General features: G+C 66.9%; 23 protein-coding genes and 1 tRNA gene. 13 read left to right on the top strand and 11 right to left on the bottom strand.

Translation table 11 applies throughout. The annotated features are described in order from the left end of the window. Positions 1-137: 137 nt before the first annotated feature. Positions 138-1778, bottom strand: a complete 1641-nt coding sequence (locus tag P6144_RS19970) for an FAD-dependent protein (protein ID WP_277769584.1) — start codon at positions 1776-1778, stop codon at positions 138-140. A 122-nt stretch (positions 1779-1900) separates the two neighbouring features. Then, positions 1901-2989 carry a prolyl oligopeptidase family serine peptidase gene (locus tag P6144_RS19965; RefSeq protein ID WP_277769583.1) on the bottom strand — a complete coding sequence of 363 codons (1089 nt, stop codon included), beginning with the start codon at positions 2987-2989 and terminating at the stop codon, positions 1901-1903. A 133-nt stretch (positions 2990-3122) separates the two neighbouring features. Between P6144_RS19965 and P6144_RS19960 the strand changes: the two genes are divergently transcribed. The 4 genes from P6144_RS19960 to P6144_RS19945 are packed head-to-tail and all read left to right on the top strand — an operon-like array spanning position 3123 to position 6824. Further along, positions 3123-3296, top strand: a complete 174-nt coding sequence (locus tag P6144_RS19960) for a hypothetical protein (protein WP_277769582.1) — start codon at positions 3123-3125, stop codon at positions 3294-3296. Between the two features lie 9 nt (positions 3297-3305). Next, positions 3306-3548 carry an acyl carrier protein gene (locus P6144_RS19955; RefSeq protein ID WP_277769581.1) on the top strand — a complete coding sequence of 81 codons (243 nt, stop codon included), beginning with the start codon at positions 3306-3308 and terminating at the stop codon, positions 3546-3548. 5 nt (positions 3549-3553) lie between these two features. After that, entirely contained in the window at positions 3554-4816 is a 1263-nt protein-coding gene (locus tag P6144_RS19950; RefSeq protein ID WP_277769580.1) for an aminotransferase class I/II-fold pyridoxal phosphate-dependent enzyme, read from the top strand. Between the two features lie 46 nt (positions 4817-4862). Then, positions 4863-6824, top strand: a complete 1962-nt coding sequence (locus P6144_RS19945) for an ATP-binding protein (RefSeq protein ID WP_277769579.1) — start codon at positions 4863-4865, stop codon at positions 6822-6824. A gap of 6 nt (positions 6825-6830) precedes the next feature. Here P6144_RS19945 and P6144_RS19940 read toward each other — a convergent pair whose 3' ends face one another. The 6 genes from P6144_RS19940 to hspQ all read right to left on the bottom strand — a co-directional run bounded on the left by P6144_RS19940 (position 6831) and on the right by hspQ (position 9768). Continuing rightward, complete coding sequence (locus tag P6144_RS19940; RefSeq protein WP_277769578.1) at positions 6831-7196, bottom strand: hypothetical protein; 366 nt, start codon at positions 7194-7196, stop codon at positions 6831-6833. Then, the gene (locus P6144_RS19935) at positions 7193-7807 is read right to left on the bottom strand and encodes a helix-turn-helix domain-containing protein (RefSeq protein WP_277769577.1); all 615 of its coding nucleotides are present in this window, start codon (positions 7805-7807) and stop codon (positions 7193-7195) included. The genes P6144_RS19940 and P6144_RS19935 overlap by 4 nt, the downstream gene beginning before the upstream one ends. A gap of 102 nt (positions 7808-7909) precedes the next feature. Continuing rightward, a complete protein-coding gene (locus P6144_RS19930) occupies positions 7910-8470 on the bottom strand; it encodes a GNAT family N-acetyltransferase (RefSeq protein WP_277769576.1) in 561 nt (186 codons plus the stop codon). 174 nt (positions 8471-8644) lie between these two features. Continuing rightward, complete coding sequence (gene rpmA / locus P6144_RS19925) at positions 8645-8914, bottom strand: 50S ribosomal protein L27 (RefSeq protein ID WP_277769575.1); 270 nt, start codon at positions 8912-8914, stop codon at positions 8645-8647. A gap of 24 nt (positions 8915-8938) precedes the next feature. Continuing rightward, positions 8939-9319, bottom strand: a complete 381-nt coding sequence (gene rplU, locus P6144_RS19920; RefSeq protein ID WP_277769574.1) for a 50S ribosomal protein L21 — start codon at positions 9317-9319, stop codon at positions 8939-8941. Between the two features lie 116 nt (positions 9320-9435). Continuing rightward, entirely contained in the window at positions 9436-9768 is a 333-nt protein-coding gene (gene hspQ / locus P6144_RS19915; RefSeq protein ID WP_277769573.1) for a heat shock protein HspQ, read from the bottom strand. Positions 9769-9942: 174 nt separating this feature from the next. Here hspQ and P6144_RS19910 point away from each other — a divergent pair. Then, positions 9943-10032, top strand: a tRNA-Ser gene (locus P6144_RS19910). Positions 10033-10217: 185 nt separating this feature from the next. Here P6144_RS19910 and P6144_RS19905 read toward each other — a convergent pair. The 3 genes from P6144_RS19905 to P6144_RS19895 are packed head-to-tail and all read right to left on the bottom strand — an operon-like array spanning position 10218 to position 12434. Next, the gene (locus tag P6144_RS19905) at positions 10218-10904 is read right to left on the bottom strand and encodes an aspartate/glutamate racemase family protein (protein WP_277769572.1); all 687 of its coding nucleotides are present in this window, start codon (positions 10902-10904) and stop codon (positions 10218-10220) included. Beyond that, positions 10891-11805, bottom strand: coding sequence for a 3-hydroxyacyl-CoA dehydrogenase NAD-binding domain-containing protein (locus P6144_RS19900; protein WP_277769571.1), 915 nt, complete (start codon positions 11803-11805; stop codon positions 10891-10893). Before P6144_RS19900 ends, P6144_RS19905 begins: the two co-directional genes overlap by 14 nt. Next, positions 11802-12434 (bottom strand): FMN-binding negative transcriptional regulator, encoded by a 633-nt coding sequence (locus P6144_RS19895; RefSeq protein WP_277769570.1) that lies wholly within the window; start codon positions 12432-12434, stop codon positions 11802-11804. The genes P6144_RS19900 and P6144_RS19895 overlap by 4 nt, the downstream gene beginning before the upstream one ends. Positions 12435-12648: 214 nt before the next feature. Between P6144_RS19895 and P6144_RS19890 the strand changes: the two genes are divergently transcribed. The 8 genes from P6144_RS19890 (at position 12649) to gabT (ending at position 24278) form a co-directional block, all read left to right on the top strand. Further along, positions 12649-14049 carry a P1 family peptidase gene (locus P6144_RS19890; protein ID WP_277769569.1) on the top strand — a complete coding sequence of 467 codons (1401 nt, stop codon included), beginning with the start codon at positions 12649-12651 and terminating at the stop codon, positions 14047-14049. 178 nt (positions 14050-14227) lie between these two features. Continuing rightward, positions 14228-16312 carry a TonB-dependent receptor gene (locus tag P6144_RS19885; protein ID WP_277769568.1) on the top strand — a complete coding sequence of 695 codons (2085 nt, stop codon included), beginning with the start codon at positions 14228-14230 and terminating at the stop codon, positions 16310-16312. 64 nt (positions 16313-16376) lie between these two features. Next, the gene (locus P6144_RS19880; RefSeq protein WP_277769567.1) at positions 16377-17810 is read left to right on the top strand and encodes a peptide MFS transporter; all 1434 of its coding nucleotides are present in this window, start codon (positions 16377-16379) and stop codon (positions 17808-17810) included. Further along, positions 17797-18807 (top strand): LysR substrate-binding domain-containing protein, encoded by a 1011-nt coding sequence (locus P6144_RS19875; protein ID WP_277769566.1) that lies wholly within the window; start codon positions 17797-17799, stop codon positions 18805-18807. The genes P6144_RS19880 and P6144_RS19875 overlap by 14 nt, the downstream gene beginning before the upstream one ends. Before the next feature lie 123 nt (positions 18808-18930). Next, positions 18931-20130, top strand: a complete 1200-nt coding sequence (locus P6144_RS19870; protein ID WP_277769565.1) for a serine hydrolase — start codon at positions 18931-18933, stop codon at positions 20128-20130. Further along, the gene (locus tag P6144_RS19865) at positions 20123-21499 is read left to right on the top strand and encodes an aspartate aminotransferase family protein (protein WP_277769564.1); all 1377 of its coding nucleotides are present in this window, start codon (positions 20123-20125) and stop codon (positions 21497-21499) included. Before P6144_RS19870 ends, P6144_RS19865 begins: the two co-directional genes overlap by 8 nt. A 2-nt stretch (positions 21500-21501) precedes the next feature. Continuing rightward, positions 21502-22965, top strand: coding sequence for an NAD-dependent succinate-semialdehyde dehydrogenase (locus P6144_RS19860; RefSeq protein ID WP_277769563.1), 1464 nt, complete (start codon positions 21502-21504; stop codon positions 22963-22965). Beyond that, positions 22965-24278 (top strand): 4-aminobutyrate--2-oxoglutarate transaminase, encoded by a 1314-nt coding sequence (gene gabT / locus P6144_RS19855; protein ID WP_277769562.1) that lies wholly within the window; start codon positions 22965-22967, stop codon positions 24276-24278. Before P6144_RS19860 ends, gabT begins: the two co-directional genes overlap by 1 nt. Position 24279 lies beyond the last annotated feature (1 nt).

Here is a 24279-nt window from a genome sequence, read left to right as displayed (position 1 = left end):
CTGTCCGCCCTTTGCGCCACCTACATCGTCATCCCCGCGCAGGCGGGGATCCATTCTGGCTGATCGTGGTGAGTCTCATTGTCTTCGGTGGCAATGGATCCTCGCCTGCGCGGGGATGACCAAAGGAGATAAGGCGATCAATCGGCCCCCACCAAACTCCGCGCCACCGCCTCGGCAGTCTTGATCCCGTCGATCGCCGCGGACAAAATCCCGCCCGCATAGCCGGCGCCTTCGCCCGCCGGGAACAGCTGCGCCACGTTCAGGCTCTGGTGGTCCTTGCCGCGCGTGATCCGCACCGGCGACGAGGTCCGCGTTTCCACCCCGGTCATGATCGCATCATGATGGTCGTAATTGGCGATCTGGCGCCCGAACACCGGCAGCGCCTCGCGGAACGCTTCGATCACGAAGCCCGGCAGGCATTCGGAGAGGTCGGTCATCTTCACCCCCGGCTTGTACGAGGGGATGACTTCGCCCAGCGCGGTCGAGGCGCGCCCGGCGAGCAGGTCACCCACCAGCTGCCCCGGCGCATGATAGTTGGAGCCGCCGGCGATGAACGCCATGTCCTCCCAGTGCCGCTGCAGCTCGATCCCCGCCAGCGGCCCGCCCGGAAAGTCCTTGGCCGGATCGATCGCGACAACCAGCCCGGAGTTCGCATTGAACTCGGCCCGCGAATATTGGCTCATCCCGTTGGTGACGACGCGGCCTTCCTCGGAGGTCGCTGCCACCACGCGCCCGCCGGGGCACATGCAGAAGCTATAGACGCTGCGCCCGTTCGAGGCGTGATGGACCAGGCTGTAGGCCGCCGCGCCCAGGTCCGGATGCCCGGCGCACTTGCCGAAGCGCGCCCGGTCGATCCAGCTCTGCGGATGCTCGATCCGCACGCCGATCGCGAAGGGCTTGGCTTCGATATGCACCCCGCGCCGGTGGAGCATCTCGAAGGTCGGCCGGGCGCTGTGCCCTACCGCCAGCACGACATGATCGGCCTCCAGGAAGCTGCCCCCACCCGTTGCAAGATCGTGCAGGTGCAGCCCGCGCATCTTCTGGCTGCCGTCGGGCGTGCGCTCCAGCTCCAGGTCGTCGACCCGGGTTTCCCAGCGATATTCGCCGCCCAGCGCCTCGATCGTCGCCCGCATGCTCTCCACCATGGTGACGAGGCGGAAGGTGCCGATATGCGGATGCGCTTCCCACAGGATATCGTCGGGCGCGCCGGCCTTGACGAACTCCTCGAGCACCTTGCGGCCGAGGAAGCGCGGGTCCTTCACCCGGCAATAGAGCTTGCCGTCGGAAAAGGTGCCGGCGCCGCCCTCGCCGAACTGGACGTTGCTGTCGGGATTGAGCTTGCCCTGGCGCCACAGCCCCCAGGTGTCCTTGGTCCGCTGGCGCACCACCTTGCCGCGGTCGAGGATGATCGGGCGGAAGCCCATCTGCGCGAGGATCAGCCCGGCGAACAGCCCGCACGGCCCCGCGCCGATCACCACCGGGCGCAATCCGCTCCAGCCGCCGGGCGCCATCACCGGGAAATGATAGGCCATGTCCGGGGTGGGGCGCAGGTCCTTGTCGTCCGGAAAGCGCGCCAGCACCGCCGCCTCGTCGGCCAGCTCGACGTCCACCGTATAGACGAGCTGGATCGCGTTGCGCCGGCGCGCGTCGTTGCCGCGGCGATAGAGTTCGTGGCGCTTCAATTCGCCGGCCTCGATGCCCAGCCGTTTGACGATCGCCTCGGGCAGGGCCTCGGGGGCGTGGTCGAGCGGCAGATAGAGTCCGGAAAGGCGAAGCATCCCGGGCCTCTAGCGGCTTATCGCGCCTGCCTCAAACCCCCGTCCTCCCACCAGACCGTCATCCCCGCGGAGGCAATGGATTCCCGCCTGCGCGGGAATGACGATTGATAGGGAGTGGAAGCTTACAGCCGCGTTTTCAGCCAGGCATAGGCCTGGTCGCGCACGCCGGGCGGGAAGTCGTGGTTGCCGCCGGCCTCGTCGAAATAGATCACGTCGAGCGATTTGCCCGATCCCCGCGCGCGGGCATGGGCAACCATGTCCTCGGTCTCGGCGACGTGGCGCAGGCTCGCCTCGCGCCATTCGCCCTTGGTGCCCCATTCCCAGCGCCCGCGGGTGAGCAGCACGTTGCGCGGCGCGACCATCGCCAGATAGTCGGCCGAGCGCCCCAGCGCCGCCAGGCCGGGCAGCGCGATCGAGGCGGAGCGGCGCTTGATCGCGTCCTCGCGGAAGAAGTTGAGCATCTCGAACAGCCCGCAGGAGGAGATGCCCGCCTTGGCGCGCTTGTCCGCCGCCATCCAGTGGACCAGCATCATGCCGCCCGCCGAATGGCCGATGCCGGCGATCCGCGCCGGATCGACATAGGGCAGGCTGACCAGCAGGTCGGTCGCCACCATCGCATCGAACACTTCCTTGCCGATCGAGCTGCGCCCGCGCAGCAGCAGCTGGCCGACGCGGTGGTCGAGCAGCTTTACGTCGCGCGGATTGTCCGCCGGCCCCGCGGGGTCGACGCCGCGGCGCCGCTCGGCATGGTAGAAGCGGTCCGGGCACAGCACGACATGGCCGCGGCGGAATAGGTCCAGCGCGTAGAACAGGTTGGCGTCGCCGGCGAGGCCGACGGGCTCCGCCTTGCCCAGGTTGAACTGCGGCCCGTCCTGGTGGAAGGCAAGGATCGCCGGCAGCCGCTGCCCGGCGCCGCGGTTGGGCACCATCAGATAGGCGCGCACCCGGTCCTCGGGCTCGCCGAGCGGCGGATAGGCCGCCTCCAGGAAATATTCGATCTTCAGCCGCTGCCCGCCTTCGATGTCGGTGGTCTCGAGCACGGTGAACTGCGGCTTCGGGCGTGGCGGCATCGCGCCGAACAGCCCGAGCAGCGCCGCGTCGCGCGACTTCGGCGCCGCGCCGGCAGCCGGCACCCCGAGCATCGTGGGCGCCAGCCCGGCGGCAAGCCCGGCGGACAGAGCGGAACGGCGCGACAGCGTGTGATTCGGCATGGGACCCCCTTTGTTGTTTACAACTGTAAACGACATCGCCCGCCGCGGTGTTTCAGTCAAGTGCCACACTGTCTCCGGCGGCGAAAAATCGGCGCGGCTTGCAATGTAGGATTTCGTCTGGTTTGCTTTCCCGATGATCGGCTTCGGGCTCAGCCGCCGGCAAAAGGGCGCCATTGCGCTGCCCCCGATTGCACCGATTCAAAGTGAAATGATTTCCGCCGACTGCCTTCACTTTGCCGCCGCCGATCGCCCCTTCATCGGCCCCTTTCCGCCGCAATCGCTTGGCACTGCCAGCCGATATCACTAGAGGGACCCCATGACCGACCGCGCTTCCGTCTTCGAGACCGTCACCGCCCAGATCGAGCCCTTCAACAAGAAGGGTGTCGCGCTCACCGAGAGCACCACCTTCGCGGGGGACCTCGAGTGGGACAGCCTCACCGTGATGGATTTCGTCGCGGCGATCGAGGACGAGTTCGACATCATCATCACGATGAACATGCAGGCCGAGATCGAGAATATCGGCCAGCTCGTCGACGCGGTGCAGAAGCTCAAGGGCTGATCCACGTGACCGACAGCCTGAACACCGCCGACGCGCTCCCCGCCAACCCGGCCGAAGTCGCGCCCGAAACCGACCTGATGTCGAAGTTCGATGCGCTGATCAACGAGCGCGAGCGGCTGCTCGCCAGCGGCGTCATCGATCCGTACGCGGTGGTGATGGAGCAGGTGAAGTCGCCCACGCAGGCGGTGATCAAGGGCAAGGACACGATCCTGCTCGGCACCTACAACTATATGGGCATGACGTTCGATCCGGACGTGATCCAGGCCGGCAAGGACGCGCTCGACCAGTTCGGCTCGGGCACCAACGGCAGCCGCATGCTCAACGGCACCTTCCGCGACCATATGGAAGTCGAGCAGGCGCTGCGCGACTTCTACGGCGTCTCGGGCGCGATCGTCTTCTCGACCGGCTATATGGCCAATCTGGGCATGATCTCGACGCTCGTCGGCAAGGGCGAATATGTCATCCTCGACGCCGACAGCCACGCCTCGATCTATGACGGCTGCAAGCAGGGCAATGCCGAGATCGTCCGCTTCCGCCACAACAGCGTCGAGGATCTCGACAAGCGCCTCGGCCGCCTGCCCAAGGAAGCCGGCAAGCTGGTTGTGCTCGAAGGCGTCTATTCGATGCTCGGCGACATCGCCCCGCTCAAGGAAATGGTCGACGTCGCCAAGAAGCACGGCGCGATGGTCCTTTCGGACGAAGCCCATTCGATGGGCTTTTTCGGCCCCAATGGCCGCGGCGTCTATGAGGAGTTGGGTTGCGAGGGCGATGTCGACTTCGTCGTCGGCACCTTCTCCAAGTCGGTCGGCACCGTCGGCGGCTTCTGCGTGTCGAACCACCCGAAGTTCGAGGCGATCCGCATGGCGTGCCGCCCGTACATCTTCACTGCCTCGCTGCCGCCCAGCGTCGTCGCCACCGCGGCAACTTCGATCCGCAAGCTGATGCATGCGGGCAAGAAGCGCGCCCAGCTGTGGGACAATGCCCGCACGCTGCACGGCGGGCTCAAGGAAATGGGCTTCAAGCTCGGCACCGAGCAGGCGGACAGCGCGATCATCGCGGTGATCCTCGAGGATCAGGTGCAGGGCGCGATGATGTGGCAGGCGCTGCTCGAAGGCGGCCTCTATGTGAATCTCGCCCGTCCGCCGGCAACTCCGGCCGGCACTTTCCTGCTGCGCTGCTCGCTCTGCGCCGAGCACACGCCCGAGCAGATCCAGCGCGTGCTGGGCATGTTCAAGGCGGCCGGCCAGGCCGTGGGCGTGATTGGCTGAGAGACGCTTTCCAGTGCGGTTCGGCTCGACTAAAATCGATGCCGTAATGAGTGAGAGTAACCCCGCTCTGGAGCGCGCCATAAGGGCGACGAACTGGCGGTTCGCGCTGCTGGGGGCGCTGGCGCTGCTCGGGATCGTCGTGCTTGCCGCCGTCGCGGTGATCCAGGCACGTACCGATGCCGAGCGCGACCGCGCGATCGCCCGCCAGCAGCACACCTTCGACGTGATCATGCGCGTCAGCCAGCTCTCCGGGGCGATCGCCGGGGCAGAGGCGGCGCTCGGCCGCTATGTGGTCAGCGCCGACAAGACGCTCGGCCGGCAATATAGCGAGCAATGGGACCGCGCTGCCGAGCAGCTCGACCGGCTGCGCCAGGTCACCGGCGACCATGCCGAGCAGCAGGCCCGTATGGCCCAGTTGAAGCGGGCGTTCGATGCGCGCGGCAAGGAGCTGGCGACCACTGCGCTCTATTCGGCCTATAAGCGCCACAGCGATGCCTGGGGCAGCTACTATCAGGTCCGCCAGAGCCCGGCGCGCAGCCGGCTGGAGGCGTTGCTCAACGAAGTCGTCGACAGCGAGCGCGTCCAGCTCAATGCGCGGACCAAGGCAGCGGCCGATCTGCTCGCCAATTCGGGCGTGGCGTCCCGGGTGCTCACCGGCTTCGGCATATTGATCGTGCTGGGAGCGGTGCTGCTCGGCTGGATGGCGATCGAGGCGCAGGGCGAGCGTGCCGTCGCCGATGCCAATGCCGATGCCGAGCGCGAGCGCTCGCTCGAGCTGCAGCAGGCGGTGGCTGAGGCGACCGAGCAGCTTCGCACCGAAGCGAGCGAGCGCGAAGCGGCGCAGGAGCAGCTCCGCCAGGCGCAGAAGATGGAGGCGGTCGGCCAGTTAACTGGTGGCATCGCGCATGATTTCAACAACATGCTCGCAGTTGTTCTGGGTGGATTGGAGCTGGCCAAGCGCCATCTCCATCGCGGCGGCACCGATGCCCAGAAGCATATCGAGAATGCGATGGAAGGCGCTAACCGTGCCGCGGCGCTCACTCGCCGCCTGCTTGCCTTCTCCCGTGCCGAGCCGCTGCTGCCCGAGGGCGTCGAGGCCGGCACGCTGATCGACGGCATGGCGGAACTGCTCGATCGCACGCTGGGCGACGGCATTGCGGTCGAGACCCGGGACTGCGGGAAGCATTGGCGGATCTGGGTCGATCGCCACCAGCTCGAGAACGCGTTGCTCAACCTGGCGGTGAACGCCCGCGACGCGATGGAGGGGCAGGGCACGCTGAGCATCGTTACCGGCGGCGTCACCCTGGCCGAGAACCAGGTCGGCGAGTGCGCGGCGGGCGACTATGTGTCGATCGAGGTAGGCGATACCGGCATGGGCATGACGCCCGAGGTGCTGGAGCGCGTGTTCGAGCCCTTCTTCACCACCAAGCCGGTGGGCAAGGGCACGGGGCTGGGGCTCAGCCAGATCTTCGGCTTCGTCCGCCAGTCGGGTGGCGAGATCGGCATCGACACTGCGCCCGGCAAGGGCACCCGGGTGACGCTCTACATGCCGCGCCACCTGGGCGAATCGTCTCCCCAGGCGGTGGCGGCGGACGAGGATCTGTCCGCGCCGCATGGCCGCGCGCTCGAAGTGCTGGTGGTCGAGGACGATCCGCGCGTGCTCGCCGCGACGCTGGGCGCGATGGAAGAGCTCGGCCATCATGCCAAGGGCTGCGACGATCCGCTGGCGGCGCCGGGCAAGATCGCGGTGATGCCGTCGCTCGATCTGATCGTTTCCGACGTGCTGATGCCCGGTCAGACCGGTCCGGAGATGATCGCCGCGCTGGGAAGCCGTATCGAGGGAGTCGCGGTGCTGTTCGTCACCGGCTTTGCCGGCGAGGCGGATGCGGCGATCTTCCAGGGCCGTACCGTGCTGCGCAAGCCCTTCACCATCGCCGGCCTGGCTGCTGCGGTGGAGGAGGCGATGGCGCAGGAGTCGCGGCGCGCCGGCAGGGCTGCGGCGGAGTAGCGGTGATCAGTCCGCCGTCTTCGGCGGCGTGGCCAGCGGCGGGGCCGGCTTGTAGCTCACCACGCACCAGTCCGGCGCGCAATTGGCCGAGGCTTCGATGATCTCGGCATAGTGCTCCACCACGGCACAGTCGGTGCCGGCCGCGTAGAGGATGATCGGCCGGTGCGGCGTCTCGCGCCCCGCGCCGCTGGCGAGATCCTCGAGCGCGGTGTCGCTTGCCTGGATGAAGCCCCACAGCGCCGTGCCGCCATTGTCGCGCACTTCATGCGCATCGGCGGTCTTCCTCGGCACCTTGGTGCCCCATTGCGCCGAAAGGTTGCAGCCCTTGTCCGGCGCGGGAAGCACGAGCATCGCGAGCGAGAACAGGATCATGGATGCGGTTCCTCGTCGGCGTGGTGATGCTCGCCCATGTTGCGCGAGAGCTGGGCGGCAGCGATCTCGCGGGCCTTGTCGCGCGGCAGGCCGAGCGCGCGGGCCATCGGCGCGCCGAGCAGCGCGTCGCCCAGCGCCATCAGCACCAGCTGCAGCGTCTCCTCGTGGAGCGAATGCGTCTTGTCGTCATGCCCCTCGGCGAGCTCGTCCATCAGCCGGTGGATCGCGTTGAGGATCGGATCGAGCGCGTCCTGGTTGCCGGTCAGGATCATCCAGCTCGCCAGCGCGCCTGCACCGCCCTTGTCGAAGGCGTCGAAGGTCATGTTGACCACTTCGCGGTCGTCATGGTCCGCGCCGGCGCGCGCGCGCATCACCGCGGCGCCGATCTTCTCGGTCACGCCATCGGCGATATTGGCGGCCAGCGCCTTTTGCAGCCCGGCCGCCGAGCCGAAATGATGGAGCAGATTGGCGTGCGTGCGCCCGATCTTCGCGGCGACTGCCTTCAGCGTCACAGCCTGCGGCCCCGCTTCCAGCAGCAATTCGCGTGCAGCTTCCAGCGCGGCGTCGCGGGATTCTTCGGGAGATAGGCGTTTGCGTGTCGCTGCGGTCATCGTGTCTTTGGTTGCCCCTGCAAACCCATGGCTTAGGCCATGATTTACAAAGGCGAAAGCACTGAGATCAAAACTCCCCGAGCCGGGCCCGGGGAGTTTTGATCAGGCTGCCATTCGGTGGTCTTCGTCATTGCCGCCGCCACAATCGCCCTCGGTGAGGTCGATCTCGTAGCGCGTGCTCGCCACGTCGCAGCCGCGGCCGCGCGAATAGAGGGTGACGAGCTGGCCGGTCGGGCGGAAGCCCAGCTTGCGCAGTACCTTGCCCGAAGCGGGGTTGTCGATGAAATGGCCGGCGGTGACGCGGCGGATGCCGCGCGCCCGCGCCGCGTTGAGCACCCCACGCGCCGCCTCGGTCGCATAGCCGCGGCCCCAGGCGTCCGGAGTGAACCAATAGCCGAGCTCGTTGGGCTCTTCCTTCCATTCGCTCAGCCCCATGCCGCCGATCAGGCGCACGGTGCCGCCCCGGTGCTCGAACACCAGGAACTTGGGCTCCAGCGGATCGCCGAAGCTGGTCAGGAAGGTTTCGGCCGCTTCCATCGGATAGGGCCAGGGCGCGCGCGACAGGTTGCGCACCACGCTTTCATGCCCGATCGCCTGGGCCAGGGCAGGGGCGTCCTCGGGCCAGCCGGGCCGCAATGTCAGTCTCTGCGTTCGCACGAACATGACCATCTCCTCGGTCCTGCGACGCCCCACGCCACGTAACTGTGACGAGGTTATTGCGCCGTGGTGTCAGGGAGGAAATAAAAAAGGGAGCCGGGGTGACCCGTCTCCCTTTTCAGCTGGTTCGTTCGTCGAACCCGGGTCACCCTGGTGGGCAACCCGGTCGGTTACCCGATGTTATTCGGCAGCTTCCGCAATCATCTCTACCGAGCAGAACTTGCGGCCGAGCTTGCCTTCCTTGAACGACACGCGGCCGTCCACGAGCGCGAAAAGGGTATGGTCCTTGCCCATGCCCACGTTCACGCCCGGGTAAATCTTGGTGCCGCGCTGACGCACGATGATGTTGCCGGCGACGACTGCTTCGCTGCCGAACTTCTTCACGCCGAGACGACGGCCGGCCGAATCACGACCGTTGCGCGAAGAGCCGCCTGCCTTCTTATGTGCCATTGCCTATACTCCTCGTATCTCTGCTTACGCTTCCGCGGCCGGGGCTTCGGCCTCGGCGGGAGCGGCGGCCTTCTTCGCCTTCGGCGCGGCCTTCTTCTTCTCTTCCTGCGCACCGATCGCGGTGATCTTCAGGATGGTGTGGTTCTGGCGATGGCCGTTCTTGCGGCGATAGTTGTGCCGGCGGCGCTTCTTGAAGACGATGACCTTCTCGCCCTTCGCCTGCGCGACGATCTCGGCCGAGACGGTCAGGCCGTCGGTCGACTTCAGTTCGCCACCTTCGCCCGCCAGAAGCACGTCGCCCAGCGTGACCGTCGAACCGGCCTCACCGTCGAGCTTCTCGACTACGATCTTGTCTCCTGCGGCAACGCGATACTGCTTGCCGCCCGTGCGCACGATAGCGAACATCGGTCTCTTCTCTGGTTCAAATGCTTGTGCCCGCCAAGGTTACACCCCGGCAGGAGGAAGGGCGCAGCTAGGGGAGAGAGTCGCCGAAGTCAACCGATAACTGCCGAAAACGGCGGTTAGTGGCGATGGGTGCGCTTCAGCGTGTAGCGGCCGCCCGTATAGCCGTCGAAAAGCCCGTTGATCGCCGGGTGGTCGATCGGCTCCTCGCTGTCGTCCGCCACCAGGTTCTGCTGGCTGACATAGGCGACATAGCTCGATTCGTCGTTCTCGGCGAGCAGGTGGTAGAAGGGCTGGTCCTTGCGGGGGCGCACGTCCTCGGGAATCGCCTCGTACCATTCCTCGCTATTGGCGAAGACGGGGTCGACGTCGAAGATCACGCCGCGGAACTCGAACTGGCGGTGGCGTACCACGTCACCGATGGCGAAGCGCGCGGTGGCGACGGACGGCATCGGAACTCCGGGTTCGAAGGCGGGAAGCGAGGCACCGGGAGTGTGAGTCATGCCCTTAATCTAATATCTCTTCGTTTAGGTACAAGGACGTGCTTGCAGTATCCGAAACGCTGCGCTAGTGGCCCCCGCTCACAGCGACCGACGCGGACCTCTTCCGCGCAAGAATCGCCTCGCGGAGAGGTGGCAGAGTGGTCGAATGCGCCGCACTCGAAATGCGGTTTACGGGTAACCGTAACGTGGGTTCGAATCCCACCCTCTCCGCCACTCATTTTATCAAAATTGACACCTCCCCGGTGAAGAATCGCCAGGAAACGGCGCCGCTTGCGCATGGCAACCGGTATCGCGGAGAATCGGAGCGGTGGCGCTGATCCGACCGCAAAAGCGGTGGTCAGACCTTCCTCGAGCGTCAAAATTCGGCTTGCGGCCGAACCTTCTCAATCAAGCACGGGTTAGCCAACCAGGCGACGCCGAAGCGTGTGCACGGCCGCGCCTGGCGTCGTGATTACCCGTTTCGCCGTGCGGCGCTCGACTATCGGTGCGGCTCTGGCCAGCGAAAACTGCCCCAGCACGATGACCTCTGCGGCGTGCAAGGTCGCCGCAGCCTCCGCGGCAAGGATATCGTGACGCTCGCTGTCCCCGGCTTGCAGCGCGGCGAGAGCGCCGGTTGCGACAACCGCATGCACTGCAATTGGCTTTCCGGCGATCTCGGCATGGTTGCGCAGTTCCTCGGCCAGCGCATCGAGCGAAGCTTCGAACGTGACGACCAGCCCGATGGAGGAAGCTGACGCCACCGCATCGGCAAAGGCCGCCTCGTTCGGCTTGAAGACCGGCAGGCGCGTGAGCCGTTGCACGGATTCGATCGCCGGCCCGAATGCCGAGCAGGTGAACAGCAGCGCGCGCGTGGCGCCGGCCTCGCCGCTGCTGGCTTCGGCATAGTCCGCCAGCGCCTGGACCCGGCGCATGATCGATGCGTCCAGCTGTCCGATCGCCGCGCGATCCTGGGACAGCGAGGTGTCGAGCAGGTCGAAGCAATAGGCTTCGGGCCAGATCCGCGCGAAGGCGGCATGGCAGGGCGCGATGGAATCGCTGAGCGCGTGGATGAGCGCGATGCGTGGCCGGCTTTCAAACTTCATCATTTTCGCCTTCACGGCGCACGGCGAGCGCGCGGACCAGGGCGCGGTCTCGCGCCGCGGCGATCTCCGGCAGCGCGCGGCCGGCAGCCTCCGCCTCCACCCCCTCGATCAGCAGCGTGCAGACCTCCGGCGTGAGGCTCGGCGCGCCGAGACTCTCCCAGCGGCGCTGCTGGCTGGGTCCGAGATGCTCGAGATAGGCCCGGATCCCGCCCGGGCCGCCGCCCAGGTGATAGGCCATGTGCGCGCCGATCACCGACCAGCGCAGCCCGGGGCCGTGGACGAGCGCACGATCGACCGTCTCGACATCGGCAATGCCCTCGGCAACCAGATGCACGGCCTCGCGCCAAAGGGCCGAAGCCAGGCGGTTGGCGATATGCCCCACCGCATCCTTCTTCAGCGTCACCGCTTCGCGGCCGAGCCCGGTATAGAAATCCACGGCCCGGTCACGCAGTGCCGCATCCGGCGCGTAGATTTCCACCAGCGGCATCAGGTGCGGCGGATTGAAGGGATGCGCGGTGAGCAGCCGACCGGGATCGCGCAGGGCGGGGGACAGCTCCGACCAGGTGAGCGACGAGGTGCTGCTGGCGATCGGCACCACGGCATTCGCTGCCTCGATCTGCCGATACAGGTCATGCTTGAGCGCAATCTTTTCGGGTGCATTCTCCTGGATCCAGCGTGCATCGCGAACCGCTTCCGCAAGCGTGGGTGCGATACGGACATGCCCTTCGCCGCGCGCCATGCCGCCGCCGGCCGCAACGACTTCGGCGCGGAGCCGGGCGATGCGCTCTTCTATTCCGACGAGCGCTGCCCCGGCCGGGTCCCACAGGATCACGTCATGGCCATAGGCGGTCATCAGGCCGGCCCAGCTCTCGCCGATCAGGCCGCAGCCCAGGATCGCGATCATAGCGCCCCCGCCAGGTCGGCAGCGATATAGTCGGCCAGGCTGGGTTCGCGGCGCGCCCGCAGCGCCGCCACCACTCGCTCCCGGTCCCCCGCCGGATGGCGCTGGCTCAGCTTGGTCGAGCCTTCGATGCTGTCGATATGGATACGGAAAGAGCGGATCAGCGGCAGCAGGAAGGCGACCCGGCCCTCCTGCGCGTCGTCGATCGTCCACGGATGCTCCGCGTCCGCTTCCATGCGGTCGATCGTGCGGCGCAGGATCTCGACCTGCCCGGCATCGTCGTCGATCACTTCCAGCCGGCCGCGGACATGGGTGGCGACATAGTCCCAGGTCGGCACCTCGGGCTTCTCGGCATACCAGCGCGGCGAGATATAGGCATGCGGCCCGGCGAAGATCGCCAGCACGCGGTCGCCCGTCTGCATCGCCTGGGCATGGCTGCCGCGGCGCGCGAGGTGCCCGATCAGCGTGGTACGGTCGTCGCGTTCGAACAGGATCGGCGTCGCCGTGGCGTGCAGATCGGGCGAGAGCAGGGTGGCGAAGGGATAGTCATCGACGATCCGCTCGGGCGCGAGCGCGGCATAGGCATCGGGGCGGTAAAGCGCCGGTGCCGCCGGCTTTGGGGTATCGGCCATCATATCCTCGACAGGTCCGGAGCGGGAAACTTAGCACCGGCATGTCTGCCCTAAAGTGCCAATGCCGCCCCCGCTGGTGTCTGGCCCGCACCAGTCTCGCCGATCGGGGCCCGTGGTGCATCCAATGCACCAGCCAGAACCTTTTTTGCATATGTGAGCCCGCGATTTCTGACGCAGACTGCCGCGTTAGATCAAAAGGGAAGGGTCGGAACTTATGAAGCATCGCACTGGCGTCGCCGCGCTTGTCACCTGTCTGTTGATGGGAGCGGCCCCTGCGATCGCCCAGACGCCCGCGCCGACGCCACCGGATTCGCAGGCGGATCTCGTCCCGGTCCTCAACGGCGGCGGCACCGAGATGCGTTTCGACTGGCCTGCGCTCAAGGTCGGCAGCGCTTCCTATCGCGAGGGGCCGACCGGGGTGACGGTGTTCAGCTTCGACAAGAAGGTGCTGGCGGCGGTCGATGTGCGCGGCGGGGCGCCGGGCACGGTGAACACCGATCTCGTCCGCCTTGGCTATTCGAGCTACGACATCGATACCGTCGTGTTCGCCGGCGGCTCTGCCTATGGCCTCGAAGCGACGACTGCCGTCGCCACCGCACTCAAGGACGAGGGGCGCAACACCGGGCGCTGGGATTCGATCGCCGTGGCGGTGGGCGCGATCATCTTCGATTATGGCGACCGGCGGCTGAACGAGATCTATCCCGACAAGAAGCTTGCCCAGGCAGCCTATCGTGCGCGCGAGCCGGGCGTTTTCCGCAACGGCGCAGCCGGTGCCGGCAGCATGACGCGCACCGGCGATTTCTTCGGGTGCAAGGCGCATTCCGGGCAGGGCGGGGCGTTCAAGCAGATCGGCGCGCTCAAGATCGCGGTGTTCTCCGTGGTCAACGCCTATGGGCTGGTCACCGATCGCGAAGGCCATCCGGCCGCCTGCTACCGCGATCCGAGCTGGCCCAAGGACATCCGCGTCGACGATCTGCTGCGCAACCTGCCCGAGAGCCGCAAGGCCGGCTGGGGCACGGAGAGCGGCAGGTTGCGCAACACCACGGTGACGCTGGTCGCGATCAACCAGAAGATGGAGCCCGCCGAACTCCAGCGGCTGGCAATCCAGGTCCACACCGCGATGGGCCGCAGCATCCAGCCCTTTGCCACCGGATCGGACGGCGACACGCTCTACGCCATCACCACCGGCGAGATCGATGCGCCCGATCTCACGGTGCCCGGCGCGCTCAACAGCGTCGAGATCGGCTCGATCGCCAGCGAGCTGGCCTGGGATGCGGTGCTCGCATCGGTGCCGCCGCAGCCGGCACTACCGGTGATCGCGCCGCAGCCGCCCGTGCCCGCCAAGACGCTGGCAAGCTATGTGGGCGACTATCGCTTCTCCAACTTCGTCACGGTGAAGGTCACCCTGCAGGATGGCAAATTGTTCGGCCAGGCGGTCGGGCGCGCCGCCTTCAACGTGCCGATGGACAAGCCGGTGGAGCTGCTGCCCTATGACGGCGGCCGGTTCGCCGTGCCGGGGCGCTACCCGATGGTCCTCGACTTCGCGACCAAGGGAAAGCTGGTGATCAACCCCGGCGAGTGGGTGCAGACCGGCATCAAGCAGGTCCGGCGCTGAGCGCGCCCTCTCCGGGTCCTTCGTGGTGCCCCGCGCGCACCACGAAGGACCCTCTACGCGCCTTTTCACCTTCCGGAGTGCGCAACAGTCTCCGTACTGCAACAAAGCTTGGGGGTTAGCGATGAGACTGAACACTCTGGGTCACCGTCTTTGTACCGTATCTGGCCTCGCGCTTGCGATGGCTTCCGCGCCGGCCTTTGCCCAGGATGCGGGCACGCCGGCTCCCGCTGCGGAGACCGGACAGGCCGCCGGCGAAACCGAGATCTTCGTTACCGCGCAGAAGCGCGAGCAGCGGCTGATCGACGTGCCGGTGGCGATCAACACGATGAGCGCGGACGCGATCGCCGATCGCGGGATCAGCGATCTGCAGCAATTCTCCTATGCCGTGCCCGGCCTGGTCCTGCGCTATGACGGCCCGGGTTCGAGCCAGGTGTTCCTGCGCGGCGCCGCCAATATTCGCGGCTCCGATGCGATGGTCGCCACCTATATGGACGAAGTGCCGGTCACGCTGACCGGCGGCTTCCGCCAGGTCGATCTGCGCATGCTCGATATCGATCGGATCGAAGTGCTCAAGGGGCCGCAGGGCACGCTCTACGGCCAGGGCGCGATGACGGGCACGGTGCGCTTCGTCACCAAGGACCCCGATCTCAAGGAGGTCACCGGGTTCGCCAAGGCGGACTATTCGCTGATCGATCAGGGCAGCGACAATCTGCGGCTCTCGGGTGCCTTGAGCATCCCGATCGTCACCGATGTGCTTGCCGTGCGCGTTGCCGGCAATCTCGAGGACGGCGGCGGCTGGATCGATCAGCCCGCGGCCGGCATCAAGAACGGCAACAACCAGAACATCCGCAATTTCCGCGGCAAGATCCTGTTCAAGCCGAGCAGCGATTTCGACATGACCGGCACGATCGGCCTGTACCGGATGAGCAGCGAGTTCGGCATCGACTATGAGAATCCGGATCGCACCCGCCCGGTGCCGGTGAGCCCGGACTATGACTTGCTGCCGAGCCGCAAGGATCGGGCGTGGATCTATAACCTCACCGCCAACTATCATCTCGATTTCGCGACGATCACCAGCTCGAGCAGCTATGTCCGGCTCAATCGCGACTATTACACCACCTATATCGCCGGCCCGGGCACGCCCTACACCGTCGAGAATGAGGGCTATGACGGCATCCACGATCGCGCCCGGCAGTTCACCCAGGAACTGCGGCTGACGTCCTCGGGCAGCGGCCCGCTGCAATATACCGTCGGCGTCTATTATCGCGATGCGCGCTCGGACCTCTACGACACCGGCATCTCCTATTATGCCGGCGGCACCTATCCGTTCGTCTATGAGGATCTGGACACGTCCAAGTCCTGGTCCGGCTTCGCCGATCTGTCGTACCGGATCACGTCGCGGCTGACGCTCGGCGCCGGCGTGCGGACGTTCAGCGACGACGTCACCCAGTGGAACGGCGGCACGACCACGCAGAAGGCGAACTTCAAGTCGACCGATCCGCGCTTCTATTTCACCTATGCGCTCAACCCGAAATGGAACCTCTACGGCAACATTTCGCGCGGCTTCCGTTCGGGCGGCTTCAACGCGGCCGGCCTGCCACCGTACAACCCGGAAAAGCTGACCAATTTCGAGCTGGGCACCAAGGGGATCACCGCCGGCGGCGCGCTGCAGTTCGATATCGACGCCTTCTACTCGAAATATGACGATGCGCTGCGCACCGGCCAGTTCTTCAACTTCGACGGCGGCGGCGGGTTCGTCTCGCTGACGCGCAACATCGGCGAGCTGGAAATCTACGGCATCGAGGCGAGCCTGAACTGGGCGGTCACCCGCGGCTTCCACCTCAGCGGCATGGCGGCGCTTACGCACAGCGAAGTGACCAAGCTCGCCATCCAGAGCGGCGAATCCACCAATGTCGAAGTGGGCGACCCCGGCGACTATGCGCCCGAGGTCACCTTCAGCGTCGCGGCGGACTATGATTTCGACATTGCGCCGAACATCGCCGGCTTCGCGCATGCCGACTTCAGCTATCGCGACAAGACCTGCGCGTCGGACAGCTCGATCCTGGTGCCGCGCATCCAGTGTTCCGACACCGTGCCGCTGCTGAATGCCCGCATCGGCGCGACCTTCTCGCAGGTGAAGGTGGAACTCTATGCCACCAACCTGACCAACGAGAACCGCCAGGTCGATCCGTACCAGGCATGGCAGCAATCCTCGCGGACCAAGCCGCGAACGATCGGCATCGCCTTGTCACACGACTTCTGACGTTCTTTTCTGTCAGGCCCGTCCCGCTCTTCGGGGCGGGCCTTTTTTCTGTCGGAGCATCTGGATGGCCCCAGCATTCGAAACTGCCGAGACGGGTGCCGCGCTGCCCGATGCCGGCGCCGATCTGTTCGGCCATCCCCGCGGCCTCACCTATATCGCCGCGACCGAGATGTGGGAGCGCTTCTCCTTCTACGGGATGCAGGCGCTGCTGATGCTCTACATGACCGGCCATCTGCTCCAGCCGGGCGTGGTCGAGCATGTCTGGGGCTTCGCCACGCTGCGCGCGGGGCTGGAGGCGGTCACCGGCCCGCTCACGCTCCAGGCGCTCGCGGCGCAGCTGTTCGGCATCTATGTCGCGCTGGTCTATTTCGGGCCGATCGTCGGCGGACTGATCGGCGACAGGCTGACCGGGCGCACCCGCGCGGTGCTGATCGGCGCCGGCATGCTGGCCTGCGGGCATTTCCTCATGGCGATCGAGCAAGCCTTCCTGCCGGCGCTCGCTGCGATCATCGCCGGGGCGGGGCTGCTCAAGGGCAATCTCGCTGCGCAGGTGGGCGCACTCTATCCCGAAGGCGACCGGCGGCACGACGACGGCTATACGCTCTATGTCACCTCGGTGGTCGTCGGCGCGTTCCTCGCGCCCTTGGTCTGCGGTACGCTGGGTGAGCTTTATGGCTGGCACTACGGCTTCACCGCCGCGGGCTTCGGGATGCTGCTGGGCATCGCCATCTATCTGCGCGGCATGCGCTATCTGCGCGAGCCGGCCGGCGATCGTGGCATCGCTCCCAAGGTCCCGCTCACCGCGGACGAATGGCGCACCGTGCTGGCGCTCTCGATCCTCATCCTGATCACCGCGAGCTTCTGGACGGTGCAGTCGCAGATCTGGAACACCTATCCGGTCTGGGTGCGCGACCATGTCGATCTCGGCATCGGCTTTGGCCTCCACATGCCGGTCACCTGGTTCCAGTCGCTCGATGCCGTCGCGGTGCTCGCGCTGGCGCCGCTGCTGATGCGGTACTGGCGCGCCCGTGCGAAGCGCGGCGGGGAGCCGGGCGAACTCGGCAAGCTGGCGCTGGGCTGCTCGATCTTCGGGCTTGGCTGCGCGCTGCTCAGCCTGGGCGAATGGAGCACGGGGGCGGGCAGGGTGGCGATCTTCTGGCCGGTGCTTTTCCACTTCGTGATCGGCCTGGGCTATCTGCTCTGTGCGCCGGTGGCACTCGCGCTGGTCGCCCGGGTCGCGCCGGTGCAGGTCCGCTCGATGATGGTCGGCAGCTATTATATCGGCCTGTTCCTCGCCGGGATCTTCGCCGGCTGGCTCGGACGCTTCTACGAGCCCTTGCAACCGCCTGCCTTCTGGTTGTTACATGCCGGCATCGGCGTCAGCGGCACGATCTGTATCCTCGTGCTCTACCGCCCCTTCAGCCGGCGGTTCGGCGATGCCCATCCCGAAGCGGCGGCGCGTACCGTTGCGGGAGACGCTCGACTTGGAAACGCCTGACGAAGACCGCCCGACCGCCGCGTACAACCCGCCCTCGCGCAAGACGATTCCGCCGTTCGAGGCGCTGCGGGCGTTCGACGCGGTGGCCCGGCTCGGCGGCGTCCGCCAGGCCGCGCGCAGCCTGGGGCGCGATCATGCGGTGATCAGCCGGCATTTGAAGACGCTCGAGCAATGGACCGGCGCGCGCCTGATCGAGCGCACGGCGCGGGGCGTGGCGCTGACCCAGGATGCGCGGCGCTATCACCGCGAGATCGCTGCCGCGATGGACGCGATCGCCGCCTCGACCATCGATCTGATGCGGCGGGGCTATCACAACCATCTCTACGTCTCCTGCGCGCCCGGCTTCGCGTTGCACTGGATGTCGCGGCGCGTGGGGCTGTTCGAGAAGCTGCACCCCGATGTCGAGATCGAGCTGCGCTCGCTCGACCGCAACATCTCGGTCGCGCCCTATGAATCCGATATCGAGATCCGCTTCGTCCCGGCCTATCGCACCAGCGTGAAGGTGCCGGCGGGGGTGCACAGCGAGGAGGTGGCGAGCGTGGCGGTGGTCGCGGTGGCCAGCCCCGCCTATCTCGCCGACGCCGCACCGATCCGCACGCCGGCCGACCTGATCGGCCACCGGCTGCTCCACGAGCATGATTTCGATGGCTGGGCGCACTGGCTGGCGGTGCACGGCGTCTATGACGATCTCGACCTGACCGGCCCGCGCCTGTCGCAAGGCCATCTCACGCTGGACGCGGCGTTGCACGGGCGCGGAGTCGCGCTGGTCAACGGACTGGTCGGGCAGGCCTTTCTCGATTCCGGCGAACTGGTCGAGATCGGCCGCGGCGAGCCGGCCTTCCAGCCCTACAGCTTCGGCAAATATTATGTGTTCGTCGGCGCCGACCGGAAGGACACCCCGCTGGTGCGCCGCTACCTGCGCTGGTTCACTGCGGAGCTGGCGCGCGACGTGGCCAAACCCCATTCCGCCGGGCGCGTGGTTCTTGCGAGCAAGTAACGGAGAAACAAGGATATTCATAGGTGGTGCGCGCAGCGCAACACCCCTTCCGCCCTTGGCACCTTAGCCGCGGCGCTGCGTGGGATTAGCTGTCTGACGAGCAACAGTGGTTAGGGGGCTTTGTTGAACGTCTCTGATGCACCGGCCGAGGCGCCGCAGGGCCTGACGTCCGGTTTCGCCGGTTCCAGCGGGTATGCGGACAGGATGACGCCGCTCTACGCGGGCAAGCTGATGCCCGGCGTCCAGGTCGAAACGCTGCGCAGCACGCATCGCGCCTTTCCGGTGCGAGTCATTCGCCGGGGCGGTATCGTCACGCCCTTCGTCTATGCCCAGACGCCGATCGAGGATTTCACGATCAAGGCCAATGGCCGCGAATATGACCTGTATGACTATGTCTTCCGCAATCGGGTGGCGGGCCTGCTGATCCAGCGCCGCGGCGAAGTGCTGCACGAGCGCTACGAACTGGGCCTGCAGCCCGATACGCGCTGGGTGTCGATGTCGATGGCCAAGTCGATCTCGACCACGCTTCTGGGCGCGGCGATCCAGGACGGCCATATCGGCGGTGTCGAGGACATGCTGACCGATTACCTGCCCGAGCTGAAGGGCGGCGGCTATGACGGCGTCTCGATCCGCCACCTTCTCCAGATGACCTCGGGCGTGCGCTGGGACGACGAGCATGTCGATCCCCAGTCCGAGCGGCGGCACATGCTCAAGCTCCAGATCGCCCAGAAGCCCGGCGAGATCCTGCGCTACATGGCCTCGCTGCCGCGCGTCGCCGATCCGGGCACGCGCTGGAACTATTCCACCGGCGAGACGCATGTCGTCGGCGCTCTCGTCCATGCGGCGACGGGGAAGTGGCTGTCCGACTATCTGTCGGAGAAGATCTGGTCGCGGCTGGGCATGGAGCAGGATGCCTGCTGGTGGCTCGAGTCCCCGGGCGGACTCGAAGTCGCCGGCAGCGGAGTCAGCGCGACGCTGCGCGACTATGCGCGCTTCGGACAGTTCGCGATGGGCGACGGCACGATCGCGGGCGAGCGCATCCTGCCCGAAGGCTGGATGGCGGAGGCCGGCAGCGCCCGCATCGTCGGCGGAGAGCGGCGCGACTATGGCTATATGTGGTGGGTGGTGCCCGATGCATCGGGCTCGCTTGCCGATGGCGCCTTCTCCGCGCGCGGCATCTTCGGCCAGTACATGTACATCAATCCGAAGCGCGGGCTGCTGATCGCGGTGCTCAGCTCGCGTGCCAAGCCGCGCGGATCCGAAGTGATCCTCGACAACGACTTTTTCAATTCCGCGGTGGAGGCGCTGACCGCCCATGACTGATACCAACATGACTCCCACCGCGCACTGGCAGGTGCGCGACGCCCGCCACCATCTCCATTCCTTCACCGATCCCGGGCTGATCCTCGAGCAGGGCTCGCGCATCATCGTGCGCGGCGAAGGATCGCATGTGTGGGACAGCGACGGCCGCAAGATCCTCGACGGGATGGCGGGGCTGTGGTGCGTCAACATCGGCTATGGCCGCACCGAATTGTCCGATGCGGCCAAGGCGCAGATGGACGTGCTTCCCTATTACAACAATCACTTCCAGAGCGCGGTGCCGGCGATGATCGAGCTGGCCGAGCGGCTGGCCGGACTGACCCCGCCCGGGCTCGACCATTTCACCTTCGCCAATTCGGGGTCCGAGGCGAACGACGTCATCGTCCGCCTGGCGCGCTATTACTGGAAGCTGCTGGGCAAGCCGGGCAAGCGCACGATCATCAGCCGCACGCTCGCCTATCACGGCTCCACCGTCGCGGGCGTCAGCCTGGGCGGCATGCCGGCGATGCACGGCATGGACAATGGCACGCTGCCCGAGTTCGCGCATGTCGAGCATCCGCACTGGTATGTGAACGGCGGCGACCTGACGCCTGCCGAATATGGTCTCAAGGCCGCGCGTGCGATCGAGGAGAAGATCCTCGAGCTCGGCGCCGACAAGGTCGCTGCGTTCATCGCCGAGCCGGTGCAGGGGGCGGGCGGGGTGATCGTGCCCCCCGAGACCTATTGGCCCGAAGTGCAGCGCATCTGCCGCGCGCATGACGTGCTGCTGATCGCTGACGAAGTCATCTGCGGCTTCGGGCGTACCGGCGCCTGGTTCGGTTCGCAGACCTTCGGCATCGAGCCCGACTTCATGCCGATGGCGAAGGGCATTTCCTCTGGCTATCTGCCGATCGCGGCGGTGGCGCTGCACGACCGCATCTTCGACGTGATCGCCAAGGGCGGGCTGTGGCCGCACGGCTATACCTATTCGGGCCATCCCGTCTCCTGCGCAGTGGCGCTCGCCAATATCGACATCATCGCCCGCGAAGGGCTGGTCGAGCGGGTGCGCGACGATATCGGGCCCTATTTCCAGGCGAAGTTGCAGGCGCTGGCCGAGCAGCACCCGCTGGTCGGCGAGCGGCGCGGCGTGGGGCTGATGGCTGCGTTGCAGCTCGTCCGCGACAAGGCGACGCGCACCGTCTGCACCGTGGAGGACAATGCCGCGATCCTGACGCGCGAGGCCTGCTACACCGACGGGCTGATCGCCCGCGCGGTCGGCCAGTCGATGGTGCTCAGCCCGCCGCTGGTGATCACCCACGCCGAGGTCGACGAACTGGTGGAAACCCTCACGCGCGCGCTCGACGGCACCGCGCGCACGCTGGGTCTGATGTGAGAATGACGATGCATCCCGATATTTCGCCCGCGGGCAACGCGCTGCTCGCTCGCGTGCTGGCCTTCACTCAGGCTGCCGCCACCGATGCGACCTTCCCGGTCCATAACCCTGCCGACGGCGCCTTTATCGGCGACGTGGCCGATATGGGCGCCGTCGAGACCGAGCAGGCGATCGCCGATGCCAAGGCAGCCTTTCCCGGCTGGGCGGCGAAGACGGCGCGCGAGCGCGGCGAGGTGCTGCGCGCCTGGTTCCGGCTGATCCTGGCCAATCAGGAGGCGCTGGCCGAGATCCTTACGCTCGAACAGGGCAAGCCGCGCGCCGAAGCGCTGGGCGAGATCGTGTTCGGCGCCAATTTCATCGAATGGTTCGCCGAGGAAGGCAAGCGCCTCTATGGCGACATCGTGCCCCCCCACGCACCGGACAAGCGCTGCCTGGTGCTCAAGCAGCCGATCGGCGTCGTCGGCGCGATCACGCCGTGGAATTTCCCCAGCTCGATGATCACCCGCAAGGTCTCTCCGGCGCTTGCCGCGGGATGCACGATCGTCGTCAAGCCGGCCGAGGATACGCCGCTCTCGGCGATCGCCTTGCAGGTGCTGGCCGAGGAGGCAGGCTTTCCCGCGGGCGTGATGAACATCGTCACCGCGCGGCGTGCCGAAGCCGTTGCCGCCGTGCTTACCGCGAGCCCGGATGTGCGCAAGCTGTCCTTCACCGGCTCCACCCGGGTCGGCAAGATCCTGATGCGGCAATGCGCCGACACGGTGAAGAAGCTCTCGCTCGAGCTGGGCGGGAACTCGCCGTTCATCGTGTTCGACGATGCCGATCTCGATGCGGCAGTGGCGGGCGCGATGGTCACCAAGTTCCGCAACGCGGGCCAGGCCTGCGTCGCCACCAACCGTATCTATGTGCAGTCCGGCGTGCGCGCCGCGTTCACTGAAAAGCTCCGAGCGGCGATGGAGGATCTGCCGGTCGGGCCGGGGCTGGAAGCCGACACCAAGATCGGCCCGCTGATCAACCCGGCGGCGGTCGCCAAGGTCGAGGAACTGGTCGAAGACGCGCTCGGCAAGGGGGCCGAAGCGGTGCTGGGCGGCGCGCCGCATGCGCGCGGCGGCCTGTTTTTCGCACCGACCCTGCTCGTCGACGTACGGGCGGACATGGCGATCGCCAGCACCGAGATCTTCGGCCCTGTCGCCGCGATCTACGGCTTCGAGACAGAGGCGGAGGTGATCGCCGCGGCGAACGACACGCCCTATGGCCTGGCCGCCTTTCTCTGGACCCGCGATGTCGGCCGCGTCTTCCGCGTCGGCGAGGCGCTCGAATACGGCATGGTCGCGGTCAACGAGACCCTCACTTCCAACCCCGCGACGCCCTTCGGCGGCGTCAAGGAATCGGGCCTGGGTCGCGAGGGCTCGCGCTACGGCCTCGAGGACTTCGTGGAAATCAAATATCTCGCACTGGGAGGCATCTGATGACGGTGGCAACTCTGGATCCGCGCGCGGCTGCGCAGGACAATGCCGGGCTGGGTGCCCGCCGCGCCGCCTCGGTGCCGAGCGGCATCGTCAGCGCCACGCCCGCCTATGCCGCCCGCGCCCGCAATGCCGAGGTGTGGGACGTCGAGGGCAATCGCTTCATCGATTTCGTCGCCGGCATCGCGGTGTGCAGCACCGGGCACTGCCACCCCAAGGTGATCGGCGCGGTGCAGGACCAGCTCGAGCGCTTCACCCACACCTCGTTCCAGGTGCTGCCCTACGCGCCCTATGTCGCGCTCGCCGAACGGCTGAACGCGCTCGCGCCGGTTGCCGGCCCGGCCAAGACGATCTTCTTCAACAGCGGCGCCGAGGCGGTGGAGAACGCGGTCAAGATCGCGCGCTTCGCCACCGGGCGTACCGGCGTGGTGGCGTTTGCCGGCGCGTTTCACGGTCGCACGCTGATGACGACTGCGCTCACCGGCAAGGCAATGCCCTACAAGCGCGGCTTCGGCACGCTGCCGGGCGAAGTCTGGCGCGTGCCGTTCCCGATCGCGCATTATGGCGTGTCGGTGCAGGACAGCCTGAACGCGCTCGACGCGCTGTTCCGCACCGATGCCGATCCCAGCTCGATCGCGGCGATCATCGTCGAGCCGGTGCAGGGGGAGGGCGGCTTCCACGTCACCCCGCCCGAACTGCTCCAGACCTTGCGCGCGATCTGCTCGGAGCACGGCATCCTGCTGATCTGCGACGAGGTCCAGACCGGCTTCGCGCGAACCGGCAAGCTCTTCGCCGTCGAGCATAGCGGCATCGCACCCGACATCGTCACCATGGCCAAGGCGCTGGGCGGCGGCTTCCCGATCGCGGCGGTCACCGGCCGCGCCGAACTGATGGACAGCGTCCATGGCGGCGGGCTGGGCTCGACCTTTGGCGGCGCGCCGATCAGCTGCGCGGCGGCGCTCGCGGTGCTCGACGTCATCGAGGAAGAGGAGCTGATCGATCGCGCCAACGCGATCGGCGCAACGCTGCGCGCACGGTTCGAAGCCTGGGCCGGCCGCGAGGACCTGATGCCGATCGCCCATGTGCGCGGACTGGGCGCGATGATGGCGTTCGACCTGGTCAAGGCGCGCGGTTCGGACGAGCCCGATCCGGACGCCGCGCGAAAGCTGGTTGCCCGTGCCTTCGAGCTGGGCTTGGTCGTCATCTCTTGCGGCATCCATGGCGAGACGCTGCGCCTGCTGATGCCGCTGACCATCTCCGACGAGGTGCTGCTCGAGGGGCTCGATCGGCTGGAACAGGCGCTCGCGGAACGCTAGG

The organism is Sphingomonas sp. HITSZ_GF (genome assembly GCF_029543155.1).
In the GTDB taxonomy this organism is placed as follows: domain Bacteria; phylum Pseudomonadota; class Alphaproteobacteria; order Sphingomonadales; family Sphingomonadaceae; genus Sphingomonas.
The sequence above is the reverse complement of the archived record's forward strand: the minus strand, read 5'-3'. Positions and strand labels throughout refer to the sequence as shown.